The organism is Novosphingobium sp. DS6-6 (genome assembly GCF_057784975.1).
In genome coordinates this window covers 282,787-305,812 of record NZ_JBYNTS010000003.1, presented here as the reverse complement: position 1 = coordinate 305,812, position 23,026 = coordinate 282,787, and the positions used below count along the sequence as shown (strand labels likewise).

Here is a 23,026-nt window from a genome sequence, read left to right as displayed (position 1 = left end):
CGCCGTTCCTCTAACGCTGCGTGCTTGCCATCAGGTGAACCGGTTGATGAATTTGCGGAAAGGATCGCGCCGGCCGGATCGCGACCACGCCTACTTCTTTCCTTCCGCCTTTTTCTTTTTCATCGCATCGTGAAAGCGGTCGGCCCAGCCCGGCTTGACCAGTTGCTCGGCCCGCACCAGGCGCAGCTCTCCGTCGGACACGTCGCGCGAGACCGCGCTGCCGGCCGCGACGATGGCATCCGCGCCGATCCGCACCGGGGCGATGAGAGCGGAATTGGAGCCGACGAACGCCCGCTCGCCGATCACCGTGCGATACTTGAAATAGCCGTCATAATTGCAGGTGATGGTACCCGCGCCGATATTGGCGCCTGCTCCCACGTCGGCATCGCCAAGGTAAGTGAGGTGGTTGGCCTTGGCCCCCTGCCCCAGACGCGCGTTTTTCACTTCCACGAAATTGCCCACGCGGCTGCCCTCCTCGAGCGCGGTGCCGGGGCGCAGGCGGGCGAAAGGCCCCACCGAAACGCCGCTGGCAAGGGTGCAGCCTTCGAGATGGCAGAACGCGTGGATCACCACATTGTCGGCCACGGTCACGCCCGGGCCGAACACCACGTTCTGTTCGACAGTCACGTCGCGCCCCAGCACGGTATCGTGCGAAAACCACACGGTCTCCGGCGCCACCAGGGTCGCCCCGTCGGCCATGGCGGCCTGGCGGCGGCGGTCCTGCCAGCGCGCCTCGGCCTGGGCGAGTTCGCCGCGGCTGTTGATGCCGGCCACTTCGTCGGCATCGTCGGTTTCCACGACCGCGCAGGTCAATCCTCGCGCATTGGCCACGTTGACGATGTCGGTCAGATAATATTCGCCCTGGGCGTTATCGTTGCCCACCTGCGCCAAAAGCGCGAAGAGGTTGCTGCCTTTCACGGCCATGAGGCCGGAATTGCACAGAGTGCAGGCCCGCTCTTCCGCGCTGGCGTCCTTGTGCTCCACCATTTTTACCACGCGGTTGCCCTGGGCAATGACCCGGCCATATTGCAGCGCATCGGCCGGGCGGAAGCCGAGCACCACGACCGCGGGCGCATCGGGCGCATGAAGCCGATCGAGCATGGCCTGCATCGTCTGCGCACGCACGAACGGCACGTCGCCATAGAGAATGAGCACGTCGCCGGCAAAATCGGCCAGTGCCTGCTGCGCCTGCAGCACGGCATGGCCGGTGCCAAGCTGCGGTTCCTGCACGGCGATGGTCACGTCCGCGCCCAGCGCTCTTGCCAATTGATCGCGCCCGTGGCCGGCCACCACCACCTGCCGCGCCGGGGCAAGATCGGCCGCGCTGGCCATCAGATGCAGCAGCATGGGCCGGCCGGCAACCGGGTGCAGCACTTTATGCAGATCGCTTTTCATGCGCGTGCCCTTGCCCGCCGCCAGGATGACAAGAGCAAGAGGAGCCGCGGTTTCCGTTACCGTGGTTTTTGTCGTGGTTTTCGTCGTCATGGCGCCATCCTTGCCAGCTTATGCTTGCAGTTTCCAGAACGGGTAGGCACGGGGGCCTGCACATGAACGATTTTCCATTTTCCACGGTTGGTTTCGATCTCGACGGCACGCTGTGCGACACTGCGGCCGATCTGGGCAACGCGCTCAACCGCACGCTGGCACAGGCCGGGCGCCGCACGTTTCCGCTTGAGGTGATGCGGCAGTTCATCGGCGGTGGATCGGGGCAGATGCTGCGGACGGCGCTGGCCGAATCGGGCGGGATCGACGAAGCCGCGTTCCCGCCGCTGCAGGACATGTTCTTCCATCATTACAGCCAGGCGATTGCCGTGCATTCGTGCCTTTATCCCGGCGGCGCCGCCATGCTCGACCTGCTTGCCGCACACGGGGTGAAACTCGCCGTGGCGACCAACAAACGCGAACAGTTCGCCCGCCAGCTGCTCGACGCGCTGGGTCTGTCGCATCGCTTTGTCGCGATCATCGGCGGTGATACGCTGGGGTCGGGCACGGCCAAGCCCGCACCCGCCATGCTGCACGCCATGGTGGCGCGTTGCGGCGGCGGCCGCGCGGCATTCGTGGGCGATACCACGTTCGACGTGGGCGCGGCACGTGCGGCGGGCATCCCGGTGGTGGCCGTCAGTTTCGGCTTCAACGATCGTCCGGCGGCGGAACTGGGCGCCGACGCCGTGATCGACCATTTCGACGCCCTGGTGCCGGCGCTGATGCAACTGGCCGATCGCTAGCCGCCCAGCAGGGCCAGCAGGCCGCGCTCTTCCCGGCTCAGCCAGCGGGTGGCGCGGGGCAGCCTGAGCGCGGCACGCCATTGCGTCTGGTCGGGCACCAGCGCCAGCACGGCGGGGTGGATATAGCTTTTGCGCGCGATCGTGGGCGTGTTGCCCAGCCGTTCGGATACCAGCGCCAGCAGCGCCTTTATCGACATATTCTGTTCGGCATGGGCCAGGGCGCCAAAGGCCAGGGCGCTGGCATGCCAGGTACGGAAATGCTTGGCTGTGAACGGGGCGCCGGTCACCGCGCGCAGCCAGGCGTTGACATCGGCCGATCCCACCGGACAGGGCGCGCCGTGTTCGTCCAGATACTGGAACAGATGCTGTCCCGGCAGATCCTGCATCCGCCGTACGAAACGGGCCAGCGCGCGATCTGTCAGGCGCATGTCGCGCTCTATGCCCGACTTGGCGCGAAAGCGCAGGCGCAGGCTCTGGCCTTTCAAGTCGGCATGCGACATGCGCAGCGTGGTGGCGCCGAAACTGGCATTGGCCCGGGCATAGGCTTCGTTCCCCACCCGGATCGCCCCGGTATCGAGCAACCGCACCACGCAGGCGATGCAGCGCTCTTGACTGAGCGTGCGGGCGCCGAGTGCGGCTTCCACCCGCGCGCGCACCTTGGGCAGCAAGGCGCCGAACGCGGCGCACCCTTCGAACTTTTCCGCTTCGCGCGCGGCCCGGAAATCGGGGTGATAGCGATATTGCTTGCGCCCGCGCGCATCGATGCCCGTTGCCAGGATATGGCCGTGCGGCTGCGGACAGAACCACGCCTCGCGATAGGCCGGCGGCAAGGCGATCGCGTTGAGCCGGTCGATCTCGGCACGATCGACAATGCGGTTTCCGGCGTGGTCGCGATAGCACCAGCCCCGCCCGGCGCGCCGACGGGTAATGCCCGGGACACCGTCATCGACATAGACCAGCTCGGCCCCGCCCGTTTCCGGCAAACCGTTTTTTTCTATCATGGGCCAGACCTTTCCCTTCACGCCAACGCCACAACATGTCTTGCAGTTCCGCCAGCGCTGGCCGAACAATAGGTGGCTTAACGAAACTGTTGTGGAAGGATCGACCATGTCCGAAGAATATATCCCGCCCAAAGTCTGGACCTGGAACACGGGCAACGGGGGTGCCTTCGCCGGCGTCAACCGCCCGATCGCCGGCGCCACGCACGACAAGGATCTGCCGGTGGGCGATCATCCGTTCCAGCTCTATTCGCTCGGCACGCCCAACGGCCAGAAAGCCACGATCCTGCTGGAAGAGCTGCTGGAAGCCGGGGTGCGCGAAGCCGAATACGACGCCTGGCTGATCAAGATCATGGATGGCGAGCAGTTTTCGTCCGGGTTCGTGGACATCAACCCCAATTCCAAGATTCCCGCGCTGGTCGATCGCAGCGGGCCGGAGTCGATCCGGATTTTCGAATCCGGCGCGATCCTTGTGCATCTGGCCGAAAAGTTCGGCATGTTCCTGCCCACGAGCGGCGCAGCGCGGGCGGAGTGCCTTTCCTGGTTGTTCTGGCAGGTCGGTTCGGCGCCTTTCATCGGCGGAGGCTTTGGCCATTTCTATCAGTATGCGCCGGTCAAGATCGCCTATGCCATCGATCGCTATGCCATGGAAACCAAGCGCCTGTTCGACGTGGCCAACCGTCGGCTGGCGGAAAGCCGGTTTCTGGCAGGCGACGACTACACGATCGCCGATATGGCCACCTATCCCTGGCTGGGCAATCTCTATCGGGGGCAGGCCTACGGCGAAGCCGCCACGTTCCTTTCCACCCACGAATACGAGAACGTCGGCCGCTGGGTGGGCGAGATCGACCAGCGCCCCGGCACAGTGCGCGGCCGCCTGGTCAACAGCCCCAATGGCCTCGCCGAACGCCACAGCGCAGCCGATTTCGCCACGCTGCCGCCGGAAAAGCTGAAAGCCATCGGCTGAGCGAGCACGCGTTTCCATCTCCTTTTCCGCACGGCTGGAGAGGGGGTGGAACGCACGCGTTTTATTCCCTGCTACCCTCTTCCCATTCACCGCACGCCCGCTATAAGCGCGCGCTCTGCTGGGGCGTCGCCAAGTGGTAAGGCACCGGTTTTTGGTACCGGCATTCGCAGGTTCGAATCCTGCCGCCCCAGCCAGCTTCGCTGTCCGCGCCGCCAGGTGGCGCAGGTTCGAATCCTGCCGCCCCAGCCAGCTTCGCTGTCCGCGCCGCCAGGTGGCGCAGGTTCGAATCCTGCCGCCCCAGCCAGCTTCTTTTGCTCATAAGCCACACCGATCGGGGCCGGTTCAGTAATCCTTGCTGGCGCTTATGCTCACCTGCTCGTCGCCGATGGTCGAGATCGTGCCCAGCAAGGCAAGCCAGCGGGTGATGCGGAATTCGATCGAGGTCGCGTTATAGCCGCGCCCGTCGGTCACCAGTTCCAGATAGAACCGGCGCCCGAGATACTTGCCCACCGCGATCGACGTGCTGCGCCCGGTGGCCGCATCGGCGCCGACAATGCGCAGGCGATCGAGCCCGATGGCGTTGCGCACCTTGTTGATCGGATCGCCCCCGCCGCCGCCGCGCAACGAGGCCAGGGCGGACGCGAGCTGCACCGCTTCGGGCGCGGAAATCTGCGTGATCGACGTGCCGAACAGCAGGCGGCTGAGCAGTTCCTCTTCGGGCAGGGCCGGGGTGGAACTGAACGCGATGGAGGTGTGCGCCGCCGTACCCGAAATCGTGATCGTGGCATTGACGCCGTTGGCATCGCCGGTTGCGACGATATCGAGCTGCGGATCGATCGGCGTCGATCCGGTAAAGCGGATGCGGCCGCGCGACAGATCGAATCGCTTGCCGGCGAATTCGTAGCTGCCGCGGATCACTTCGGCCGTGCCGACGATTTCGGGAGCGGCAGTGGTGCCGCGCAGGCGGATATCGGCGCCCCATTCGCTGTCCAGCCCCATGCCGCGTACCGCCACGCGATTGGCCGCCACCGCATCGATCATGAATTGCCAGGGGGCCGATGGGGCCTTGGTGGGGGCTGCATCGGCCGGCGCGTTGACTTCGCGGGTCTTGATCGTCGGCAGGTCTGCCGCGGCGCTGGCCTTGCCCAGCGCCCAGCTTGCCTGGTCGATGCGGACGCGCCCGGCGATGATGCCGCCGTTGCCGCTGCTGATCACGCGCAGTGGCCCGGTTACCGTAGCCGACATGTCGTCACGCCGGATCAACTGGGCATTGCTGGCTGCCAGGCGCAAATCGATCCCCACGCCCTTGGTGGCAACGGCCGAAAGATCGATCGTGCCGCTGCCTTCCACCCGGCCGCCATTGCCGGTCGTGCCGGTGAATTGCTGAAGCGACAGCCGCGATGCATCGAAACTGCCGGTTGCTGTCACGTTCTGGATGTCGGCCCCGACCAGCGAAGAGCGCAAGCGCATGCCTTTTCCGGCAAGCGCGCCGCTGAGCACCGGTGCATCGACCGTGCCGCCGATATTGGCAACGGCGCCCAAGGGACCGGTGAAATCGAACGCGTCGATCGCGGCAAGGCGCCACAGGGCTTCGGACGGACCGCTGTAGCGTACTTGTGCATTGAGCCGTCCGCCGCGCAGCCGCTCGGGCAAAGTGCCGCCCCGGGGCAGGCTGGAAATCGCCGCCTGGAGCCGGCCGCGCACTGCGCCCTGATCCTTGACCACGGCCCGCATCTGCAACGCCTGGGCATCGAGCTGGCCCACCAGATAGAGATCGACCGGGTGCGACGTGAGCACCAGGCCCGAGCGCGAGAAATTGCGAACCTGCAGTGCGACATGGCTTTGCGGCGCACCCGTGCCGTCGTCGGTATAGTCGATCAGGCCCGAAGCGATACCGCCAAGCCCAAGGTCGGCCACCGCGATATCGAGCACTGATAGCGGCATGCGCGCGACCTTGAGATCGATCCGGGTCGGCCCGCCGAGGATATGCCCTTCGGCAATCACGATACCGCGTCCGAACGTGATTTGCGTGGGCGCCAGCGTCCACCCTTCGCCGTCGCGCTCCATCACCATGCGGCGCGGCATGTCCACCGCACGGCCGGCATAATTGCCGGCTACATAGGCCACGATCCTGTTCGGCTCGAACGCCGCGGTGCCCTGCAAAGCGAATTGCGTGCCGCGCCGCCCGGCGATCGAGGCGGTAACGCTGCCCGATCCGTTGACCAGCGCCGCGCTGGCGGCCAGCCGCCCGATGAAGACCTTGCCGGCTGAAATGCCCTGGGCCGAAACCTCGGCCGTCAGCGTGCTGTTGCCCTGGGCGAACAGGCCATCGACCGCGACCCTGGCACTGCCGATCGCCAACAGCGTATCGCCGCCAAAGCGTGCGTTGCGCGCCAGCAGCAACGCCTTGACTGTCTGCCCACCGTCCTGCGGCGCCAGGTGGATCGTGCCGTCCAGCCCTCCGCCCCGGAGCGCGAGGTCGCCGGTGACGCCGCCCTGGCCCAGGGTGACACCGCCGGTGATGTCGGTCTGCCACACGCGCAGGAACTGGATCTGCAGGCGCGTAGGACCTCCCTTGGGCGAAAACAGGCCCAGCGAACCGTTGAACGGCCCCAACCGGGACTGGCCCTGTGCGGTTATCCCCAGGCCATCGCGAATGGGATCAATGCCCACGCGCACGTCCTTGAGGCCTGCCGCCGGCAAGGGGTTGGCAAAGACGAGCTGGGCATGCGGCCCGTCGCTGGCCATGCGCGCATCTACCGTGAAAGCGCCATAATCGGCCGAGCGCCCCTGCCCCACCACGCTGCCGGTGCCATCCTGGCGCAACTGGCCATCTATCGTCAGCGTAAGCTTGGGTGCGTTGACCGATACCTGCCGCAGAGTAAGCGGAATGGCGCCGCCCATGCTCGCGCTGCCGCGGAAGCGCACGTCGCCGCCGGCAAGATTGGCCAGCGTGGCATTGCGCAGCCGCGAAACCCGCCCGGCGGCATTTGCCTGGATCGACCAGGGCAGACGATCCCCCACCTTGATCAGCACTTTGGCGGTGCCGTCCAGCGTGCCGACATCGGGCACGGCAAAACCGCGCGCCACGATCGGCCCGGCCAGGGCGTAGCCGCCCCGGGCAATATCGCCGCGCAGCGTCAGCCGGGCATCAAGCCCCTTGAGGCGCAGTGCCAGCGGATCGGCCGAAAGGGCGTTGCCGCGCAGCACCAGGCTGCCCTGCAGCCGCGCGCCGGGCAAATGCGGATCGACCATGGCCTGGCCGCTGCGCAGCGCCCGCGCCGTGACATCGAGCGGCAGGACGAGCGCTTTGCCGTCCCACCGCGCCACGCCGGCGCTGCGCAGTCCTTGTGCGGACATAGCCCCCGAACGCAGGCTGCTGATCGTCAGTTCGTGCTGAAAGGAAAGATCGGAAAAAGACCCGTCGAGCGTGCCCCTAAGCGCCACGCCTTCCATCCGGGGATTGGGCAGGATCCTGTCGGGGCGCAGCACTTGCGCCTTGATCGCGATCGCTTCTGCCCGGTTGCGGGCAAGGTCAAGCCCACCCTGCGCCATTGCCCGCATGGTCGGGGTCACCGCAAAAGCCGTGCCTTGCGCCTGGCTTTGCGCAAAGGTGCCCTGATAGACCAGCGAAACCTTGTCGCCCGCCGCGGCCGCCGGCATGCCCTTGACGAGATCGGCGGGAAAGACCTGGCCCGCCAGGCGATAGGCGCCACCGCGATTGTCGAGCAGGAACGCGGCCATGGTCTTGCCGTTCTGCTGCGCCCAGGCAAAACCGTGCCAATCGGCAAAGCGCCCGCGTCCCGCAACGCGCAGGTGCACGTCGCGACGCACGCCCGACAGGCCGGCGAGCAGGCCATCGCGCGGTGCATCGTAAATGCCGCCCAACTCGAAACGATCGCGGTCAGGCTCGCTGTCGAGATGCACGACCAGCCGGTCCCGCCCGCCCAGCCTGCCGGTGATGTCCACCAGCGCGCGGCCATCGCGTATATCGGCGCGGGCCTGCACGTCGATGCGCCGCCGGTCACCCACGATGCCTTTGGCAACCGTCAGGTCGTCCAGCGCGAAACGATCGATGCGGATGTTGAAATCGGGCAGGATCGGCGCATTGGGATCGCCGGGGTTCGTTTTCGGCGTGCACCACAAGGTGCCGCGATGGAGCACGAGCGTGCGGATGTCGAGGCCGCTGTTCAGCCACGAGAGCGGCCGCCAGTCCAGTTCCACTTCCGGTATCGTCATGAACCGGCCCTGCGGATCGCTCAGCACCACGTCGCGCAGGGTCGAAGCGCCAAACAGCGAACCATCGATCCGCCCGATCCTGACCCGCAGGCCGGATCCGGGCGTCACCTGGGCGATCCGGTCGACGACGAAGCGGTGGCCGATCGCCGAATCGAGAATAAGGAACAGCGCGCCCAGCCCGGCCGCGATCAGCAGCACGGCCATTGCCAGCCGCCGTGCCCAGCGCGCGGCTAATCCGGGCTGAGCCCGGGGCTGGCCGCCACCTGCGTCACCGGTCGGCGTCCCTGCCGGCGCAGGCAAATTGTCGTGCGGATCCTGCGCCATCAGAAAGCCTGCCCCAGCGCGATGTAGACACCCACGCTCTTGTCACCCTGGCGCGGATTGAGCGGCAGGCCCACATCGACGCGGATCGGGCCGAAGTTGGTCTGATAGCGCAGCCCCAGCCCTGCCCCCAGGCGCAGGCCGCTGAGCGTCGGGGTTACGCGCGGGCCGATCGTGCCGGCGTCGACGAACGGCACCAGGCCCACGGCGCCGCCGAACAGCCCCGTCTTGATCCGCGCTTCCAGCGAAAACTCGGTCAGGGCGCGGCCGCCCGTGGGCTCTCCGGCCGCATCGAGCGGCCCCACCCGCTGGAACGCATAACCGCGGATCGACGCGCCGCCCCCGGCATAGAGGCGCCGCGAAGGCGCGATGTTCTGCAGTGCCGTGCCGGCAATGGTGCCAAGGCGCGTTCGAGCGGCAAGCACCACGTTGCTGCTCACCCGCTGATAGATGCTGCCATCGAGCTGTGCCCGCACATAGCTGGATTTGGTGCCGTCGGTCGTGGAGATTTCCGGAGACACCCGCAGCGAAAGCCGCCAGCCTTTCGTCGGGTCGAGCAGGCTGTCGCTGCCATCGTAAGCCCCGCGCAGCGGCAGCGCGGCAATGAAATAGGTGGTGCGCGGCGTCGTGCTGGTCGTTTCCTGCGTTCCGATCAGTTCGAAGCCGAACGAATAAGTCCAGGGCTTCTGGAATATCAGGGTGGACTGCTTTTCCAGGCTGGCTGTGGCGGAAAGCGTGTTGGCGCTATAGGCGCGAACCTGAATCGTCTGGGCGTAAAGATCGGCGGTGAGCACCTGGTCCCGCTCGCGGAAATTGTTGCGGCGGAACGTAAAGCCGGCAAGCTGTTCCTGCGTGCCCAGCACGCCGCGCACCCGGATCATCCCCTCGGGCGGGAAGAAGTTGCGGTGTTCCCAACTGCCCGCCAGGCGCGCGCCTTCGCCACTGGAATAGCCGATCAGCCCCGCCAACGTGCGCTGCGGTGCCTTGGTGAGATCGACATCCACGTCCACGATGCCGGGCCGGCCATCGGCGGGCGGGGCCACCTCGCGCGCTTTGACCGTGGCTGTCGAAACGAGACCGGTTGCGAGAATGCCCTGGCGCAGATCGTCCATGTCGCTGCGCTGGTACATATCCCCGGGGCGGAAACGGGCGATCCGCCCGAGATGGCGCGAACTGAGATAGGCAGGGAGACCGCTGTTGACGTGGCCGAAGCGATACTTGCCGCCGGTGCTGACCGGCAGATCCAGATCGCCGGTACGCGGCTCGTGATCTATGACCAGTCCCGGCTCGCCCAGCTTGGCAAAGGCATAACCGCGCTCGCCCAGTTCCTTGCCGAGACTGTCCCGTTCGGCAAGGATCTTGTCGGTATTGATCGGATCGCCCTCTTTCAGGCGGAACGAGGCGCGCAAATCGGCAGCATCGCTGGCCGCCGGCACATCGCCCAGCGCGATCTTGGCGAAGCGGTATTGCGGGCCGGGCTGGATGTCGAAGCGAACCACCGTTCTGGCAAGATCGGCCACGCGCCGGGCCCGCGCCGTCTCGGCCGTTGCGGGTGGCGCGGCTGGTGCCTGCGAACCCGTCGTTGCCCCGCCCGGCCCCGGCCCGGCAGGCGCCGCCGGCGGTGTCGGGCGCTCGATCGTCTGGACGACGTCGGGATCGTAATAGCCATAGACGCGCAGGACCTGTTGCAGCAGATCGGCATCGCTTTTCGCGCGGCGGGTCAACTGCGCCAGATTGTCTTCATCGTCCTTGAGCGTGGCCAGCGCCGAAAGCCCCTTGAAGCGGGCCACGATGGCATCGCGATCAGGCATGGCGATGTCGGCCGCAAAAGCGAGGACGAGCTTGTCGCCCACCCGGACCAGCGTGGCGTTGGCAATGCGCACGCCCTGCGCGGAATCATCGGTTTCCAGGGCCGTACCCGCCGCTCTTGCCTGTTCCTGGGCATCGGCAATGTCGGGATCGGGAGTCAGCGGCTGGATCGCGGGCAGATCGGCCTGATCGGGCCAATTGAGCGTGATGCCCGGCAGCGCCGGCAAGGGCGGCGTCGGATCAGGGCTGATGAGGGTGGATACGTCGGGCTTCGGCGTGCGGGCCGCATCGGTATCGCGGGCCCATGCCCGGGGATCGTCGATCGCGGAATCCGGGATCAGCGCTTCCAGCGCGGGATCGGCGGTGCGTGACTGGCCCAGCGCCGGCAGCGGTCCCAGCACGAGGCCGAGCGCCGCCAGCCCCCGCGCCAGATGAGAACCGGCCAGACATGAACCTGAAAGACGTGAACCCGACAGGCATGAACCGGACAGAATTTCAGAGCGGCGGAAAACCTTGCGCCGGCCCCGAGCCCACCGGCTGCGACATGAGTTCGGGCTTGGCCGGCAAGGCGCTGTCGCTGCGGTTCGCGGCAAGCCGGTCGATAGCCACGGCCTGATCGTCGGGTTCGAAAGCATGCCAGCCATCGCGGCCCAGCCGTTCCAGCGGGCGATAGCGGACTTTGTACTGCATGCGTGCCGACCCCTCGACCCAGTAGCCGAGGTAGACATAGGGCAGGCCGATCCTCTGTGCATGGAGGATGTGATCGAGAATGATGAAGTTTCCAAGCCCGCCGCGCGTTTCGTGATGTGGATCGTAAAAACTGTAGACCATCGAGAGGCCATCCCCCTGCTGATCGGTCAGGCAGGCCCCCACGAGTTTACCCTGGCTGCCATCGGCAGTGGGCTCCCGGTATTCGATCACGTAACTTTTTACCGAAGTATGTTCCACCATGTCCGCGAAGTCCATCTCGTCCATGGTGGCCATGCCACCGCCCGGATGCCGGGCGGCAAGATAACGCCGCAACAGCGCGAATTGTTCCGTCGTGGCCCAGGGCCGGCACGCCGTCACCACAAGATCGCCGTTGCGGCGCAGATCGCGGCGCTGCGTGGTCGAAGGCCGGAACTGGCCCGCCACCACCCGCACGGAAACGCAGGCCGCGCAATCGGTGCACGACGGGCGATAGGCCACGGTCTGGCTGCGCCGGAAACCGATCCGGCTCAATGCATCGTTGAGCTCGTCGGCGCCAGGCCCTTTCAGCTCGGTGAACACCTTGCGCTCCTGGCGACCGGGCAGGTAGGGGCACGGCGCCGGGCTGGTGACGAAAAAGCGGGGGAAACTTGCAGACGCGGTCACGGCCAGAACGGTTCCTTGTCGCGCGCCGGCCCATCCTGCGCACGCCTTGCCCGTAACCGTGCCTGCGCATGGCTATGAGTTAAAGTTCGTTAACCATGAAATTCGGCATGCGGACAAGGCTTGTCGGCTGTTCCGCTGCAAATTTTCCTGCCGCCCTGCGTGCCCGTGCCAAGGCAGGACACCCTGCCCGGCACGGGTTAATGCAAAGTCAGCCCAGCTCCACTTGCGTCACGTCATAGCCCCGGGTGCGCAGCGACCGCACCAGAAGATCGATCTGCTCGCGGTTGCGCGCCTCGCATTCGATTTCGGCAGTCAGGCCCTTGGCAGGCAGCGAGGTGAAAATGCGCTGGTGCCATACCTCGAGGATATTGACCTGGTGCCGGTTGAATTCCTCCACCACTCCGTAAAGCGCGCCGGGGCGATCCTGCAGCACGATGCGCAGACGTCCAAGGCGGCCCGAACGCGCCAGATCGCGCAGCAGCACGTTGGCCAGAAGGCGCGTGTCGATATTGCCGCCGGTCAGCACGATGCCCACCTTGCGTCCTTCGAACATCCGGCGGTTGGCGAGAACGGCGGCGAGGCCCGCGGCGCCGGCGCCTTCGACCACGGTCTTTTCGATCTGAAGGAGCAAGGCGACGGCCGCTTCGAGTGCGGCTTCGTCAACCAGCACGATATCGTCCACCAGCGTTGCCAGCATGGCCGAGGTGAACGCGCCCGGCTCTTTCACCGCGATGCCTTCGGCCAGGGTATCGCCACCGCATGGCAGGCTCTGGTGCTTGAGCTTGTCATACATCGAGGGAAACAACTGCGCCTGGACGCCGATCAGGCCGATGCCCGGCTTCATGGCACGCGCCGCCGTGCCCATGCCCGTCAGCAGCCCGCCCCCGCCGATCGGCACGGCCAGGATATCGATCTCCGGCACGTCGGTCAGCATTTCCAGCGCCACGGTGCCCTGGCCGGCGGCAACGGCGGGATCGTCGAACGGGTGCACGAACGTCAGCCCGCGCTCTGCCTCGAGCGCGCGGGCATGGGCATAGGCTTCGTCGAAGGTTTCGCCTTCCAGCACCACGTTGCCGCCCACGCTTTCGGTCTGCATGATCTTCACCGCCGGCGTGGTGCGCGGCATGACGATCGTGACCGGAACGCCAAGCCGCGTGCCGTGATAAGACAAACCCTGGGCATGATTGCCAGCAGAAGCGGCGATGACCCCGCGCGCGCGCTGTTCCTCGGGCAGAAGCAGAAGGGCATTGAGCGCGCCGCGCTCCTTGTAGGCGGCGGTGAACTGAAGATTTTCGAACTTGAGATAGATGTCGGCGCCGGTGATCCGGCTCAACGTCTGGCTGTACAATGTCTGGGTGCGTACCACCTTGCCCATAATTCGCCCGGCCGCCGCGTGAACGTCGGCAAGGGACAGCTGGGCATGGGCCTGCTGCTGGGCGAGCGGGTGGACGAGGTTTTTCATAGCGGCCTCCCCCTAAAGCAAAGGCACCGGCAAAGAAACCGTTTCCGGCACGCGCGAGCTATCCCAAAGGAGGGCTGGCGCCACTGCGCAAACCGGCTAAACAACCCATCATGAGCGAACCACTTTCCATCGCATGCATCGGCCTTGGCACGATGGGCGGGCCGATCGCGCGCCATCTCGGTCAGGCCGGCCATCGCCTGACCATCTTCAACCGCAGCCATGCCCGGCGCGATGCCTGGCTTGCCGCCAATCCCGGCCTGGCCCCGCGCGTGGCGGCGAGCCCGGCCGAAGCGGCGGAAGGTGCGGATGCGGTGATCACCTGCGTCGGCAACGACGATGATCTGGCCGATGTCGTGCTCAGCCCCCAGGGCGCCTTTGCCACCCTGCGCTCGGGCGCGGTGCTGATCGACCACACCACGGTCTCGGCCCGCATTGCGCGCCAGATCGCGGTGGAAGGGCGCGACAAGGAAATCCTGTGCGTCGATGCGCCGGTCACAGGCGGGCAATCGGGCGCGGAAAGCGGCACGCTTTCGATCATGTGCGGGGGCAGTGACAAGGCCATCGCCGCGGCGAGGCCCGTCCTTTCCGCCTATGCCAAGCGCGTGGTCCATGTCGGCAAATCGGGCGCCGGACAGACGACCAAGATGGTCAACCAGATGTGCCTGGCCGCCACGATCGCCGGCCTTTCCGAAGCCATGCGCTTTGCCCAGGCCGCACACCTCGATCTGGCCAAGGTGTTCGAGGCGATTTCGGGCGGTGCGGCCCAATCCTGGCAGATGGACAACCGCTGGGACACGATGGCTGCCGATTCCTTCGACTTCGGCTTTGCTGTCGACTGGATGCGCAAGGATCTGGGCCTGGCGATCGAGGAAGCGCGCGGCCTGGGTGCCAGCGTACCGACGACGGCATTGATCGACCAGTTCTATGCCGATGTACAGGCACTGGGCGGCGGCCGGCAGGATACCAGCGCGCTGATCCGCCGCCTGCCCCTGCGCGGGCAGAAGCCGGCATGATGCGCTTGCGGCTGGCAGCGATTGCCGCCCTCGTCGCCGGAAGTGCTTTCCTGCCGCTTACCGCCAGGGCCGCGCGCGCGCCGTCCACGGATACGCTGGTGGACAATGTCCAGGGTGAAACCATCGGCGCCGATGGCCAGGTGGAAAAAGTGATCGGCCTGCTGTTCGACCAGTCGGGGGTGATCCGCCAGGTGTTCCACCCCGGCGACCGGCTGCCCAGGAAAGGCTTTGGCTATCATGTCGACGGTCAGGGCCAGGTGATCCTGCCCGGGCTGATCGATGCTCATGTGCACGTGATGGACCTGGGGCTGGCGGCGCTCACGCTCGACCTCTCGGGCACGCGTTCCCTGCCCGAGGCGCTGAACGCGATCCGCGCCTATGCGGCAGAACATCCCGATCGCAGTTGGATCACCGGAGGCGGCTGGAACCAGGAGCAATGGGGCCTGAAAGACAGCGCCGGGCAAAGCCGCTATCCCACCGCGGCGGAACTGGACTCGGTGGTTGGCGACAGGCCGGTGTGGCTGGACCGGGTAGACGGCCACGCCGGCTGGGCCAACAGCGCGGCGCTGAAAGTCGCAGGGATCACGGCTGCGACCAAGGCGCCCGAAGGCGGTGCGATCGATCGCAGGCCCGATGGTACGCCCGCCGGGGTGCTGGTCGATGCGGCAAGGGGCCTGCTGACGCCTCACCTGCCCGCGCCGCGCCCGGCCGATCGCGATGCGGCGCTGGCCAAGGCGCAGGCGCTACTGTTCCAGCGCGGCGTGACCGCCGTTGCCGACATGGGCACCACGATCGAGGATTGGCAGGCCTTTCGCCGCGCGGGCGACGCCAACCGGCTTTATGTACGGATCATGGCCTATGCCCTGGGTATCGACCAGATGGTATTGATTGCCGGCGGCGGACCGACGCCATGGCTCTATGCCGACCGGTTGCGCCTGGGCGGAGTGAAGCTGTTCATGGATGGCGCGCTGGGGTCGCGGGGGGCCTGGCTCAAGGCGCCCTATGCCGATGCGCCGGGCACGCGCGGTCTGCCGCGCATGACCGATACCCAACTGGGCAACATGATGAGCCGGGCGGCGATGGACGATTTCCAGGTCGCGGTCCATGCCATCGGCGATGCAGCCAACGCCGTCGTGGTCGGCTCGATCGGCGATCTTTCCGCCACATACAAGGGCGACCGGCGCTGGCGCGTGGAACATGCCCAGATCGTCGACCCCGCAGATATCCCCCGCTTCGGCCGGAACGGGATTATCGCCTCGATGCAGCCGGTGCACGAAACGTCGGACCGTCTGATGGCGGAAGCCCGCTTGGGGCCGCGGCGACTGACGGGCGCCTATGCCTGGCAGGCAATGGCCAAGGCCGGGGCCCGGCTGGCGTTCGGATCGGACGCCCCGGTCGAAGTGCCCGACCCCTTTGCAGGAATTGCCGCGGCGATCAGCCGCCAGGGCCCTGATGGTCAACCAGCCGGCGGCTGGCAGCCGCAGGAAGCGGTGACCCCGGTTCAGGCGCTGGCCGCCTATACCACGGGCGGCGCCTATGCCGGCTTTGCCGAAAGCCGTTTTGGCCGGCTCGCGCCGGGGCTGCGGGCCGATTTCATCCTGGTCGATACCGATCCGCTGACAGCATCGGCCGATGCCATCCGGCGCACCAAAGTGCGGCAGACCTGGATCGGCGGCGGCAAAGTCTGGGCCGCTCCGGATGAGACCGCCCCGGCGGAGGCCAGGCCGGGCGAAGACGGAAACAAAAAGCGCTGAAGGCCGTTACGGGAGCAGCGCGATAAGGCGTCGGATCTCCCCTCGTCCGGCGTCGCGTTGCCGGGCCTGGTGGTGTTTTCCCCTCGCACCCGGGCAAGGCCATGCAGGCATCGGAAAGATCCGGCCGCGCATGCAATTTCTTCGGACCGTAGACGGTGGAGGCCGGCCCTGGCCTCCACCACATTTGCACAATTCCTGGTATCAGGTTTCGGGAAGCGCTGGATCGGTGGCAGCGGCCTGTTCCGTTTCTGCCCGCGCCTTCTCCTCCGCATCCTTCTTTTCGGCAAAGCGCATTACCACAAGAGTGCCTTCGAACAGGATCAACAGCGGAATGGCCAGCATCAGTTGCGAAACCACGTCGGGCGGCGTGATCAGCGCCGCCAGCGCCACGATCCCGACGATCACGTAGCGCCGCGCCTTGATCAGCGCATCGCGGCTGACGATCCCGGCGCGGTTGAGCAGCATCAGCAGCACGGGCAGCAGGAAGCTGATGCCGAACGCCAGGATGAACTGCATCACCAGCGCCAGGTATTCCTCGATCCCCGGCAGCGCTTCCAACTGCAGGCCGCCCTTGTCGCCCTGAAAGCCGACGAACCATTTGAACGCCGTTGGCATGACCACGAAATAGGCAAGGCTCGCGCCCATTGTGAACAGGATCGGCGTGGCGATGAGAAACGGCAGGAACGCCCGCTTTTCGCGCGCGTAGAGACCCGGCGCGACAAAGCCCCAGAGCTGGTTGGCAATGACCGGGAAACTGCACGCGAAGCCCGCGAACAAAGCGACTTTGACGTTCACGAAAAACGCGGAATAGAGTTTGGTATAGATCAGGCGGCCGTGGCCGGCCGGAAAAGCCTGGGTCAACGGGTGAACCAGGATCGCCAGGATCGTGTCGGCGAAATAATAACCGATCGCCGAAAGGATCGCGATGGAATATACGCAGCGCAGCAGGCGGGTGCGCAGTTCGATCAGATGATCGAGAAGCGGCGCCTGGGTCTCGTCGATATCGCGGATCTGGATCACTCAGGCACCGTCCGTCGTGGTTTCATCGGCAGCGCCACGCGGGCGGGCGCCACGTTGTTCGACCGGCAGCAGCTTTTCAGGGGGCGGGGGCAGTTCGCCGCCCGGCAACGCGCTTGTCGCCGGGTCCGTGGGGGCATAAGGCGCCAGCGCCGGACTGACGGGATAGGCGGCATGGGGCGTCTCGTCCGCGCTGGCCGCCGCGCTCTGCGCCATGATCTGGGCGTTCTGCTCCTGCCACTTCTTTTCCATCTCGGCCAGTTCGGCCTCACGGATCATGGTTTCGATCCCGGCGCGAAAATGGTTGGAAACGCGGCGCATCTTGCCGATCCAGCGGCCGGCGGTGCGCAACGCGAGCGGCAAGTCCTTCGGCCCGATCACCACGATCGCCACGATGACGACAAGCAGCAGTTCGGACGGCGCAATATCAAACATCGGTGCCCTGGCCCTGTCTTGTCGGGCCGGTCAGGCCTGCGGGCCCTGCTGATCGGTGCCTTGATGCGGCGATCCCTGCTGAACCGGAGCCTGCTGAACCGGAGCCTGCTGAACCGGGGCCTGCTGGGATACGACAGGGGGCGGCGCCTGCGGAATCTGTGCCGGGGGCGGCGGCACCGGGCGATCGGTCTCTTCGTTCATGCCCTGCTTGAAGCTTTTGATGCCTTTGCCGAAATCACCCATCATTTCGGAAATGCGGCCACGGCCGAACAGGACCAGCACGACAAGCGCGACGATGAGCAGGTGCGGTAGAGAAAGGCCACCCATTTCGAAATCTCCTTCGGCTGCCCAGATAGGGAATGTTGCGGCACTTCGCCAGCACGCATTGGCGAATCTCGTCGTTTAGTCCGGCTCGTCCGCCGCTTCGTCGGGCAATTCCCCGGCCGCGCCGGCCAGCACGGCATAGGCCTCGTCCGCCGGATCGAGCAGGCCGGCGGCGCGCAGTTCGCCGATGCCGGGCAGATCGGCACGGCTGGTCAGCCCGAAGTGCGTGAGAAACTGCGGCGTGGTGGCATAGATCGTAGGCCGCCCGGGCACCTCACGACGCCCGGCGATCCGCACCCAGCCTGCTTCCATCAGAACGTCGAGCGTGCCCTTGGCGGTTTGCACGCCACGAATGGCTTCGATTTCGGCGCGGCTTACCGGCTCGTGATAGGCAATGATCGCCAGGGCCTCTGTCGCCGCGCGCGAAAGGCGGCGCACATCTTCCCGTTCCCGCCGCAGCAGGTGCGCCAGATCGGGGGCCGTCTGGAAATGCCAGCGTCCGCCGCGCTCCACCAGAGTGATGCCCCGCCCGGCGTAGTGCGCGGCCAGTTCAGCCAGCGCATCGCGCACCGCCGCCCCGCCGAGATGGCGCGAAATTTCCGCTTCCAGCAACGGTTCGGTGGCGGCGAACAGCGTCGCTTCCACCCCGCGCACCAGATCGTCGGGTCCGCTCATTGCACCGGGCGCAACAGCAGCGGGCCAAAGCATTCGTGCTGGGCCAGTTCCACCCGCCCCTGCTTGGCCAGTTCCAGCGTGGCCAGGAAACTGGAGGCCAGGGCCGAACGCGCCAGTTGCCGGTCGGCCGGCCCGTTGATCGCCACCGGCGGCAGAAACGCGCGCAGTTCCCGCCATTCCAGGCTCGTGCCGAGCAGCGCGGACAGGCGCGCCAGCGCGGCATCGAGCGTCATTACCGGCCGCTCGCGTACCATGTGCACGACCGGGCGGTTGCGATGCTGGACTTGACCATAAGCCTGGATCAGATCGAACAGATCGGCTTGCCAGCGCGCGCGGCGCGCCAGCGTGATCCCTTCCGGCGCGCCACGCGCAAAGACATCGCGCCCCAGCCTGTCGCGCGCCATCAGCCGCGCGCCCGCCTCGCGCATCGCGCCCAGGCGTTGCAGCCGCAATTGCAGGCGCAGCGCCATCTCTTCCGGGCTGGGCTGCATATCGGGATCGCGTGGCAGCAGCAGCAGCGACTTGAGATAAGCGAGCCAGGCCGCCATCACCAGGTAATCGGCGGCCAGTTCCAGCCTCAGCGCCTGGGCGCCGCTGATGTACCGCAGATATTGATCCACCAGTTCCAGTATCGAAATCCGCCGCAGATCGACCTTCTGTCGGCGCGCCAGGTCGAGCAGCAGATCGAGCGGCCCTTCCCAGCCGTCGAGATCGAGGTGGAGCGCATCGTTGGCGGCCACCGCCTGTGGCAGCCCGTCCCAATCGGCGGCATCGGCGAACGGGGGAATTTCCGTCGCCATGCGCAATCAGGCGAGAGCCAGCAAGGCGTCGCGGCGAGCAACGAGGGCATCCTGGGCATCCACATCGCGTGACACGGCGGCCGGCGCGGCCGGCGCCAGCGCATGATCGAGGCGGTTCGCGGTCTGCGCGCTCATGGGTGCAAGTGTGGCGGCAATACCGATCATGTCAGGCATATTCGCCCAACAATTGAGCGCGATGTCGCACCCGGCCGCCTGGGCGCGCGCCGCCCGCTCGGGCACGGTGCCCTGCAGCGCCTGCATGTCGAGATCATCGGTCAGCAGCAGGCCATCGAAGCCGATACGGCCGCGGATCACTTCACGCACCACGAACGGCGAAAGCGTTGCCGGAAGGTCTGCATCCCAGGCCGTGAAACATACATGCCCGGTCATGCCGATCGAAGCGGACGCCAACGCCCGGAACGGGGCGAGGTCGGCCGCCAGGTCTTCCTCGCCAGCCGTGACAGTGGGCAGTTCCTTGTGGCTGTCGGCCAGGGCGCGGCCATGGCCGGGCATGTGCTTGATCACGCCCGTGACGCCGGCCCGCGCCAATCCGTCGAGCACGGCGCGGCCCAGGGCGGCGACCCGCTGCGGCTCGCTGCCAAAGGCGCGATCGCCGATCACGTCGTGGGCCCCGGGCTGGCGCACGTCGAGCAACGGCAGGCAACCGACATTGATGCCCGCTTCGGCCAGATCCATGCCCAGTGCATGGGCATTGGCACGCACGGCTTCGATCGCGCTGGCAGGTGCCACATCATAAAGCCGGTCGAACGCCGCACCGGCGGGATAGGCGGCCCATACCGGCGGCTTCATCCGCGCCACGCGGCCGCCTTCCTGATCGATGCAGACCAGCAGGCGGTCACGCCCGTGCAGATCGCGCAGGCTGTCTGTCAGCGCGCGCAGCTGTTCCCGGCTCTCCACGTTGCGCGCGAAGAGGATGTACCCGGCCGGATCGGCATCTTTGAAAAAAGCGCGCTCATCGGCGGTGACAACAGGGCCGGCTAGGCCGAAGATCGCAGGAAGCATGCCGCTGCCATCCCGAAAATCGCGCGCCAAGGCAAGCGCAAAGGGCAGCGAGGCTGCCCCCTATCGCCCGTTCAGCGCTTTACCTGGCATTTGATGCCCGCGCCCTGCAACGTGTTGCACAGCGCATTGGCGGCGGCCAGATCGCCAGGCACGGCCTGCAGGCGATAGACGGTGCCGATATCGGCTTTGCCGGCCACGATGCGATGGTTCATGCCCTTGAGGTCTTCATGGGCGAGAACCAGCTTGTTCCATCCCGCCTCGGCCAGGGCCTGGCTGGAAAAGGCGCCGACCTGCACGCCGACGCCACTGACCGACGGCGCGGCCGGAGCCGCCTTGCCCGCCGCCTTTTCCAGCGTCTTTTCAGGACGCGCAGAGGGGCTGGGCGCGGGGGCATCCTTGGCGGCAAGCGCAGCGGCGGGACGTTCGCCCTCGCTCACTTTGAAGCTGGAATCGCCGGTTCCCTGGAAGGTCTTGCCGCCCGGGTCCTTGGGCGCGACTTTGTATGGCTCCCTGCTCGCTTCGATCAGGCTGCCATCGGCCGCCGCCGGGGCGGTGTTGCGATGCGTGGCCCAATAGATCGCACCGACGATTCCCGCCAGAATGATCAGCGCCACGACGCCGAAGCCGATCAACCGCCCGCTGTCGGCGCCCTCTTCCTCCGGATCGACATCGTCAGCGCTTTCCAGCCACGGCAGGCGGTCTTCGGTGCCAAGGTCCAGCGCTTCGGACCCGCTGCCGTATCCGGCACCGTGCACCGCATCATCGGCCGGCTGGTCGCCGCCCGGTTGCTGATCCTCGTTGGTTTGCTGATCCCCGTTCACCATTGTTTTATAGCTCCTGCGCGGCCTCCACCCCCAGAATGGCCAGCCCGTTCTTGATAACCTGCCCGATTTGTGCGGCCAGGAAAAGTCGCGCTTCGGTAAGGTCCCTGTCCTGTGCCACTATGAACCGCTTCTCCGGCTTGTCGTTGCCGATGTTCCAATAGGCGTGGAACGCCCCCGCAAGGTCATAAAGGAAGAACGCGATGCGATGCGGCTCGCGTGCTGTGGCGGCGCCTTCGACAATGCGCGGAAACTGCGCGGCCAGCTTTACCATGGCCAATTCCTCCTGCCCCATCAGCGCCAGATGCGCATCGCCCGGCGCCCAGCCCAGTTCGGTGCCCTTGCGCAGCGTGGAACATATCCGGGCGTGGGCATACTGCACATAGAACACCGGATTGTCTTTCGAAGCTTCAACCACTTTGGCAAAGTCGAAATCCATCTGCGCGTCGGGTTTGCGGGTCAGCATGGTGAAGCGCACCACGTCCTTGCCCACTTCGTCGACCACCTCGGCCAGAGTGACGAAATTGCCCGCGCGCTTCGACATCTTGACCGGCTGCCCGTCGCGCAACAGCTGCACCATCTGCACTATTTTGATTTCAAAGGGTTTCGGCGGCCGCCCCTCGCCCCCCGTCAGGGCCGCGACGGCCGCTTTGATCCGCTTTACCGTGCCGGCATGGTCCGCGCCCCAGATATCGACCAGCGCATCGGCGGTTTCGGCCTTCTGGAAATGATAGGCCAGGTCCGCGCCGAAATAGGTCCAGCTACCGTCGGATTTCCTGATCGGGCGGTCCTGATCATCTCCGAAACGGGTCGAACGGAACAGCGGCAGTTCCACCGGCTCCCAATCTTCGGGCGTCTTGCCCTTGGGCGCTTCGAGATGGCCATCGTAAACCAGATCGTGCGCGCGCAGCCACGCCTCTGCCGCCTCGGGCTTGCCCGCAGCCTGAAGCGCCGCCTCTGACGAGAACAGATCGTGGACGATGCCCAGCTTGGCCAGGTCCTGCTTGATCATCGCCAGCATGGCCGCCACCGCGCGCGCGCGGAACGGCACCAGCCATTCGGCCTCGGGCACCGCGACATAGCGTTCGCCGAATTCGGCGGCCAGCCCCTGGCCCACCGGCACCAGGTACTCGCCCGGATAGAGCCCCTCGGGGATGCCGCCCACGTCTTCGCCCAGCGCTTCGCGATACCGCACGTGCGCCGAACGGGCGAGCACGTCGACCTGCGCGCCGGCGTCGTTGACGTAGTATTCCTTGATCACCTTGTGCCCGGCGAATTCCAGCAGCGCGGCCAAAGCATCGCCCACCACCGCGCCGCGGCAGTGGCCCATGTGCATAGGCCCGGTGGGATTGGCCGAAACATATTCGACATTGACCGTGCTGCCGCCCCCCAGGGTCGAACGGCCATAGGCACTGCCCCGGCTGCCGATCAACGCCAGTTCATCGATCCACGCTGCATCGGCAAGGCGCAGGTTGATGAAGCCGGGCCCGGCAATTTCCGCAGCGATCACGCCCGGATGAGCGCCCAGTTCATCCACCAGCAGCGCGGCCAGCGCACGTGGGTTCGTGCCGGCGGGCTTGGCCAGCACCATCGCCGCGTTGGTGGCCAGATCGCCATGCGCCGCATCGCGCGGCGGCTCGCAGGTGACCGCACCGCGCGGCAGGCCTGCCGGCAACGCGCCCTTGGCAACAAGGGCATCGAGCGCGGCATCGATCACGCCGGCATAGGCGGCAAACAGCGTCTGAGTGGCGGATGGGCTATCGGTGGTCATGCCCGGGCCGATAGCGAAT

Annotated in this window: 18 protein-coding genes and 1 tRNA gene; 5 read left to right on the top strand and 14 right to left on the bottom strand. The window is 66.5% G+C overall.

What is annotated here, in order from left to right; all coding sequences use genetic code 11:
* Positions 1–90 precede the first annotated feature (90 nt).
* The gene (gene glmU, locus AC3EDY_RS05650; protein WP_488571491.1) at positions 91–1,485 is read right to left on the bottom strand and encodes a bifunctional UDP-N-acetylglucosamine diphosphorylase/glucosamine-1-phosphate N-acetyltransferase GlmU; all 1,395 of its coding nucleotides are present in this window, start codon (positions 1,483–1,485) and stop codon (positions 91–93) included.
* Between the two features lie 62 nt (positions 1,486–1,547).
* Here glmU and AC3EDY_RS05645 point away from each other — a divergent pair, with 62 nt between their 5' ends.
* A complete protein-coding gene (locus tag AC3EDY_RS05645) occupies positions 1,548–2,225 on the top strand; it encodes an HAD-IA family hydrolase (protein WP_488571490.1) in 678 nt (225 codons plus the stop codon).
* On the opposite strand, the gene AC3EDY_RS05640 is transcribed toward AC3EDY_RS05645, so the two are convergent.
* Positions 2,222–3,226, bottom strand: a complete 1,005-nt coding sequence (locus AC3EDY_RS05640; protein WP_488571489.1) for a DNA topoisomerase IB — start codon at positions 3,224–3,226, stop codon at positions 2,222–2,224. The genes AC3EDY_RS05645 and AC3EDY_RS05640 overlap by 4 nt on opposite strands.
* A gap of 106 nt (positions 3,227–3,332) precedes the next feature.
* On the opposite strand from AC3EDY_RS05640, the gene yghU reads away from it, so the two are divergent.
* Together yghU and AC3EDY_RS05630 are read left to right on the top strand one after the other, a co-directional pair.
* Complete coding sequence (gene yghU, locus AC3EDY_RS05635; protein WP_488571488.1) at positions 3,333–4,190, top strand: glutathione-dependent disulfide-bond oxidoreductase; 858 nt, start codon at positions 3,333–3,335, stop codon at positions 4,188–4,190.
* A gap of 119 nt (positions 4,191–4,309) precedes the next feature.
* Positions 4,310–4,384 (top strand) — tRNA-Gln (locus AC3EDY_RS05630).
* A 148-nt stretch (positions 4,385–4,532) separates the two neighbouring features.
* On the opposite strand, the gene AC3EDY_RS05625 is transcribed toward AC3EDY_RS05630, so the two are convergent.
* From AC3EDY_RS05625 to AC3EDY_RS05610, 4 genes are all read right to left on the bottom strand, one after another.
* The gene (locus tag AC3EDY_RS05625) at positions 4,533–8,633 is read right to left on the bottom strand and encodes a translocation/assembly module TamB domain-containing protein (RefSeq protein WP_488571487.1); all 4,101 of its coding nucleotides are present in this window, start codon (positions 8,631–8,633) and stop codon (positions 4,533–4,535) included.
* Between the two features lie 119 nt (positions 8,634–8,752).
* Entirely contained in the window at positions 8,753–10,960 is a 2,208-nt protein-coding gene (locus AC3EDY_RS05620) for an autotransporter assembly complex protein TamA (protein WP_488571486.1), read from the bottom strand.
* 94 nt (positions 10,961–11,054) lie between these two features.
* Positions 11,055–11,912, bottom strand: coding sequence for an arginyltransferase (locus AC3EDY_RS05615; RefSeq protein ID WP_488571485.1), 858 nt, complete (start codon positions 11,910–11,912; stop codon positions 11,055–11,057).
* A gap of 208 nt (positions 11,913–12,120) precedes the next feature.
* A complete protein-coding gene (locus AC3EDY_RS05610; protein ID WP_488571484.1) occupies positions 12,121–13,374 on the bottom strand; it encodes a threonine ammonia-lyase in 1,254 nt (417 codons plus the stop codon).
* Positions 13,375–13,484: 110 nt separating this feature from the next.
* On the opposite strand from AC3EDY_RS05610, the gene AC3EDY_RS05605 reads away from it, so the two are divergent.
* Together AC3EDY_RS05605 and AC3EDY_RS05600 are read left to right on the top strand one after the other, a co-directional pair.
* Complete coding sequence (locus tag AC3EDY_RS05605) at positions 13,485–14,387, top strand: NAD(P)-dependent oxidoreductase (protein WP_488571483.1); 903 nt, start codon at positions 13,485–13,487, stop codon at positions 14,385–14,387.
* Positions 14,387–16,141: an amidohydrolase gene (locus AC3EDY_RS05600; RefSeq protein ID WP_488571563.1), complete on the top strand. Its 1,755-nt coding sequence runs from the start codon at positions 14,387–14,389 to the stop codon at positions 16,139–16,141. The genes AC3EDY_RS05605 and AC3EDY_RS05600 overlap by 1 nt, the downstream gene beginning before the upstream one ends.
* A gap of 201 nt (positions 16,142–16,342) precedes the next feature.
* Here the strand turns inward: AC3EDY_RS05600 and tatC are convergent, their stop codons facing one another.
* The 8 genes from tatC to argS all read right to left on the bottom strand — a co-directional run bounded on the left by tatC (position 16,343) and on the right by argS (position 23,007).
* Entirely contained in the window at positions 16,343–17,152 is an 810-nt protein-coding gene (gene tatC, locus AC3EDY_RS05595) for a twin-arginine translocase subunit TatC (protein WP_488571562.1), read from the bottom strand.
* A 9-nt stretch (positions 17,153–17,161) separates the two neighbouring features.
* Positions 17,162–17,593 carry a Sec-independent protein translocase protein TatB gene (gene tatB / locus AC3EDY_RS05590; RefSeq protein WP_488571482.1) on the bottom strand — a complete coding sequence of 144 codons (432 nt, stop codon included), beginning with the start codon at positions 17,591–17,593 and terminating at the stop codon, positions 17,162–17,164.
* A 30-nt stretch (positions 17,594–17,623) separates the two neighbouring features.
* On the bottom strand, positions 17,624–17,920 hold the full coding sequence (locus AC3EDY_RS05585) for a twin-arginine translocase TatA/TatE family subunit (RefSeq protein WP_488571481.1): 297 nt from the start codon (positions 17,918–17,920) through the stop codon (positions 17,624–17,626).
* Between the two features lie 75 nt (positions 17,921–17,995).
* Positions 17,996–18,592 (bottom strand): SMC-Scp complex subunit ScpB, encoded by a 597-nt coding sequence (gene scpB / locus AC3EDY_RS05580; RefSeq protein WP_488571480.1) that lies wholly within the window; start codon positions 18,590–18,592, stop codon positions 17,996–17,998.
* Entirely contained in the window at positions 18,589–19,392 is an 804-nt protein-coding gene (locus AC3EDY_RS05575) for a segregation and condensation protein A (protein ID WP_488571479.1), read from the bottom strand. The genes scpB and AC3EDY_RS05575 overlap by 4 nt, the downstream gene beginning before the upstream one ends.
* 6 nt (positions 19,393–19,398) lie before the next feature.
* Positions 19,399–20,415, bottom strand: coding sequence for a beta-N-acetylhexosaminidase (gene nagZ, locus AC3EDY_RS05570; RefSeq protein WP_488571478.1), 1,017 nt, complete (start codon positions 20,413–20,415; stop codon positions 19,399–19,401).
* A gap of 71 nt (positions 20,416–20,486) precedes the next feature.
* Entirely contained in the window at positions 20,487–21,239 is a 753-nt protein-coding gene (locus AC3EDY_RS05565; protein WP_488571477.1) for an SPOR domain-containing protein, read from the bottom strand.
* A gap of 4 nt (positions 21,240–21,243) precedes the next feature.
* Positions 21,244–23,007 (bottom strand): arginine--tRNA ligase, encoded by a 1,764-nt coding sequence (gene argS / locus AC3EDY_RS05560; protein WP_488571476.1) that lies wholly within the window; start codon positions 23,005–23,007, stop codon positions 21,244–21,246.
* Between the last annotated feature and the right edge of the window lie 19 nt (positions 23,008–23,026).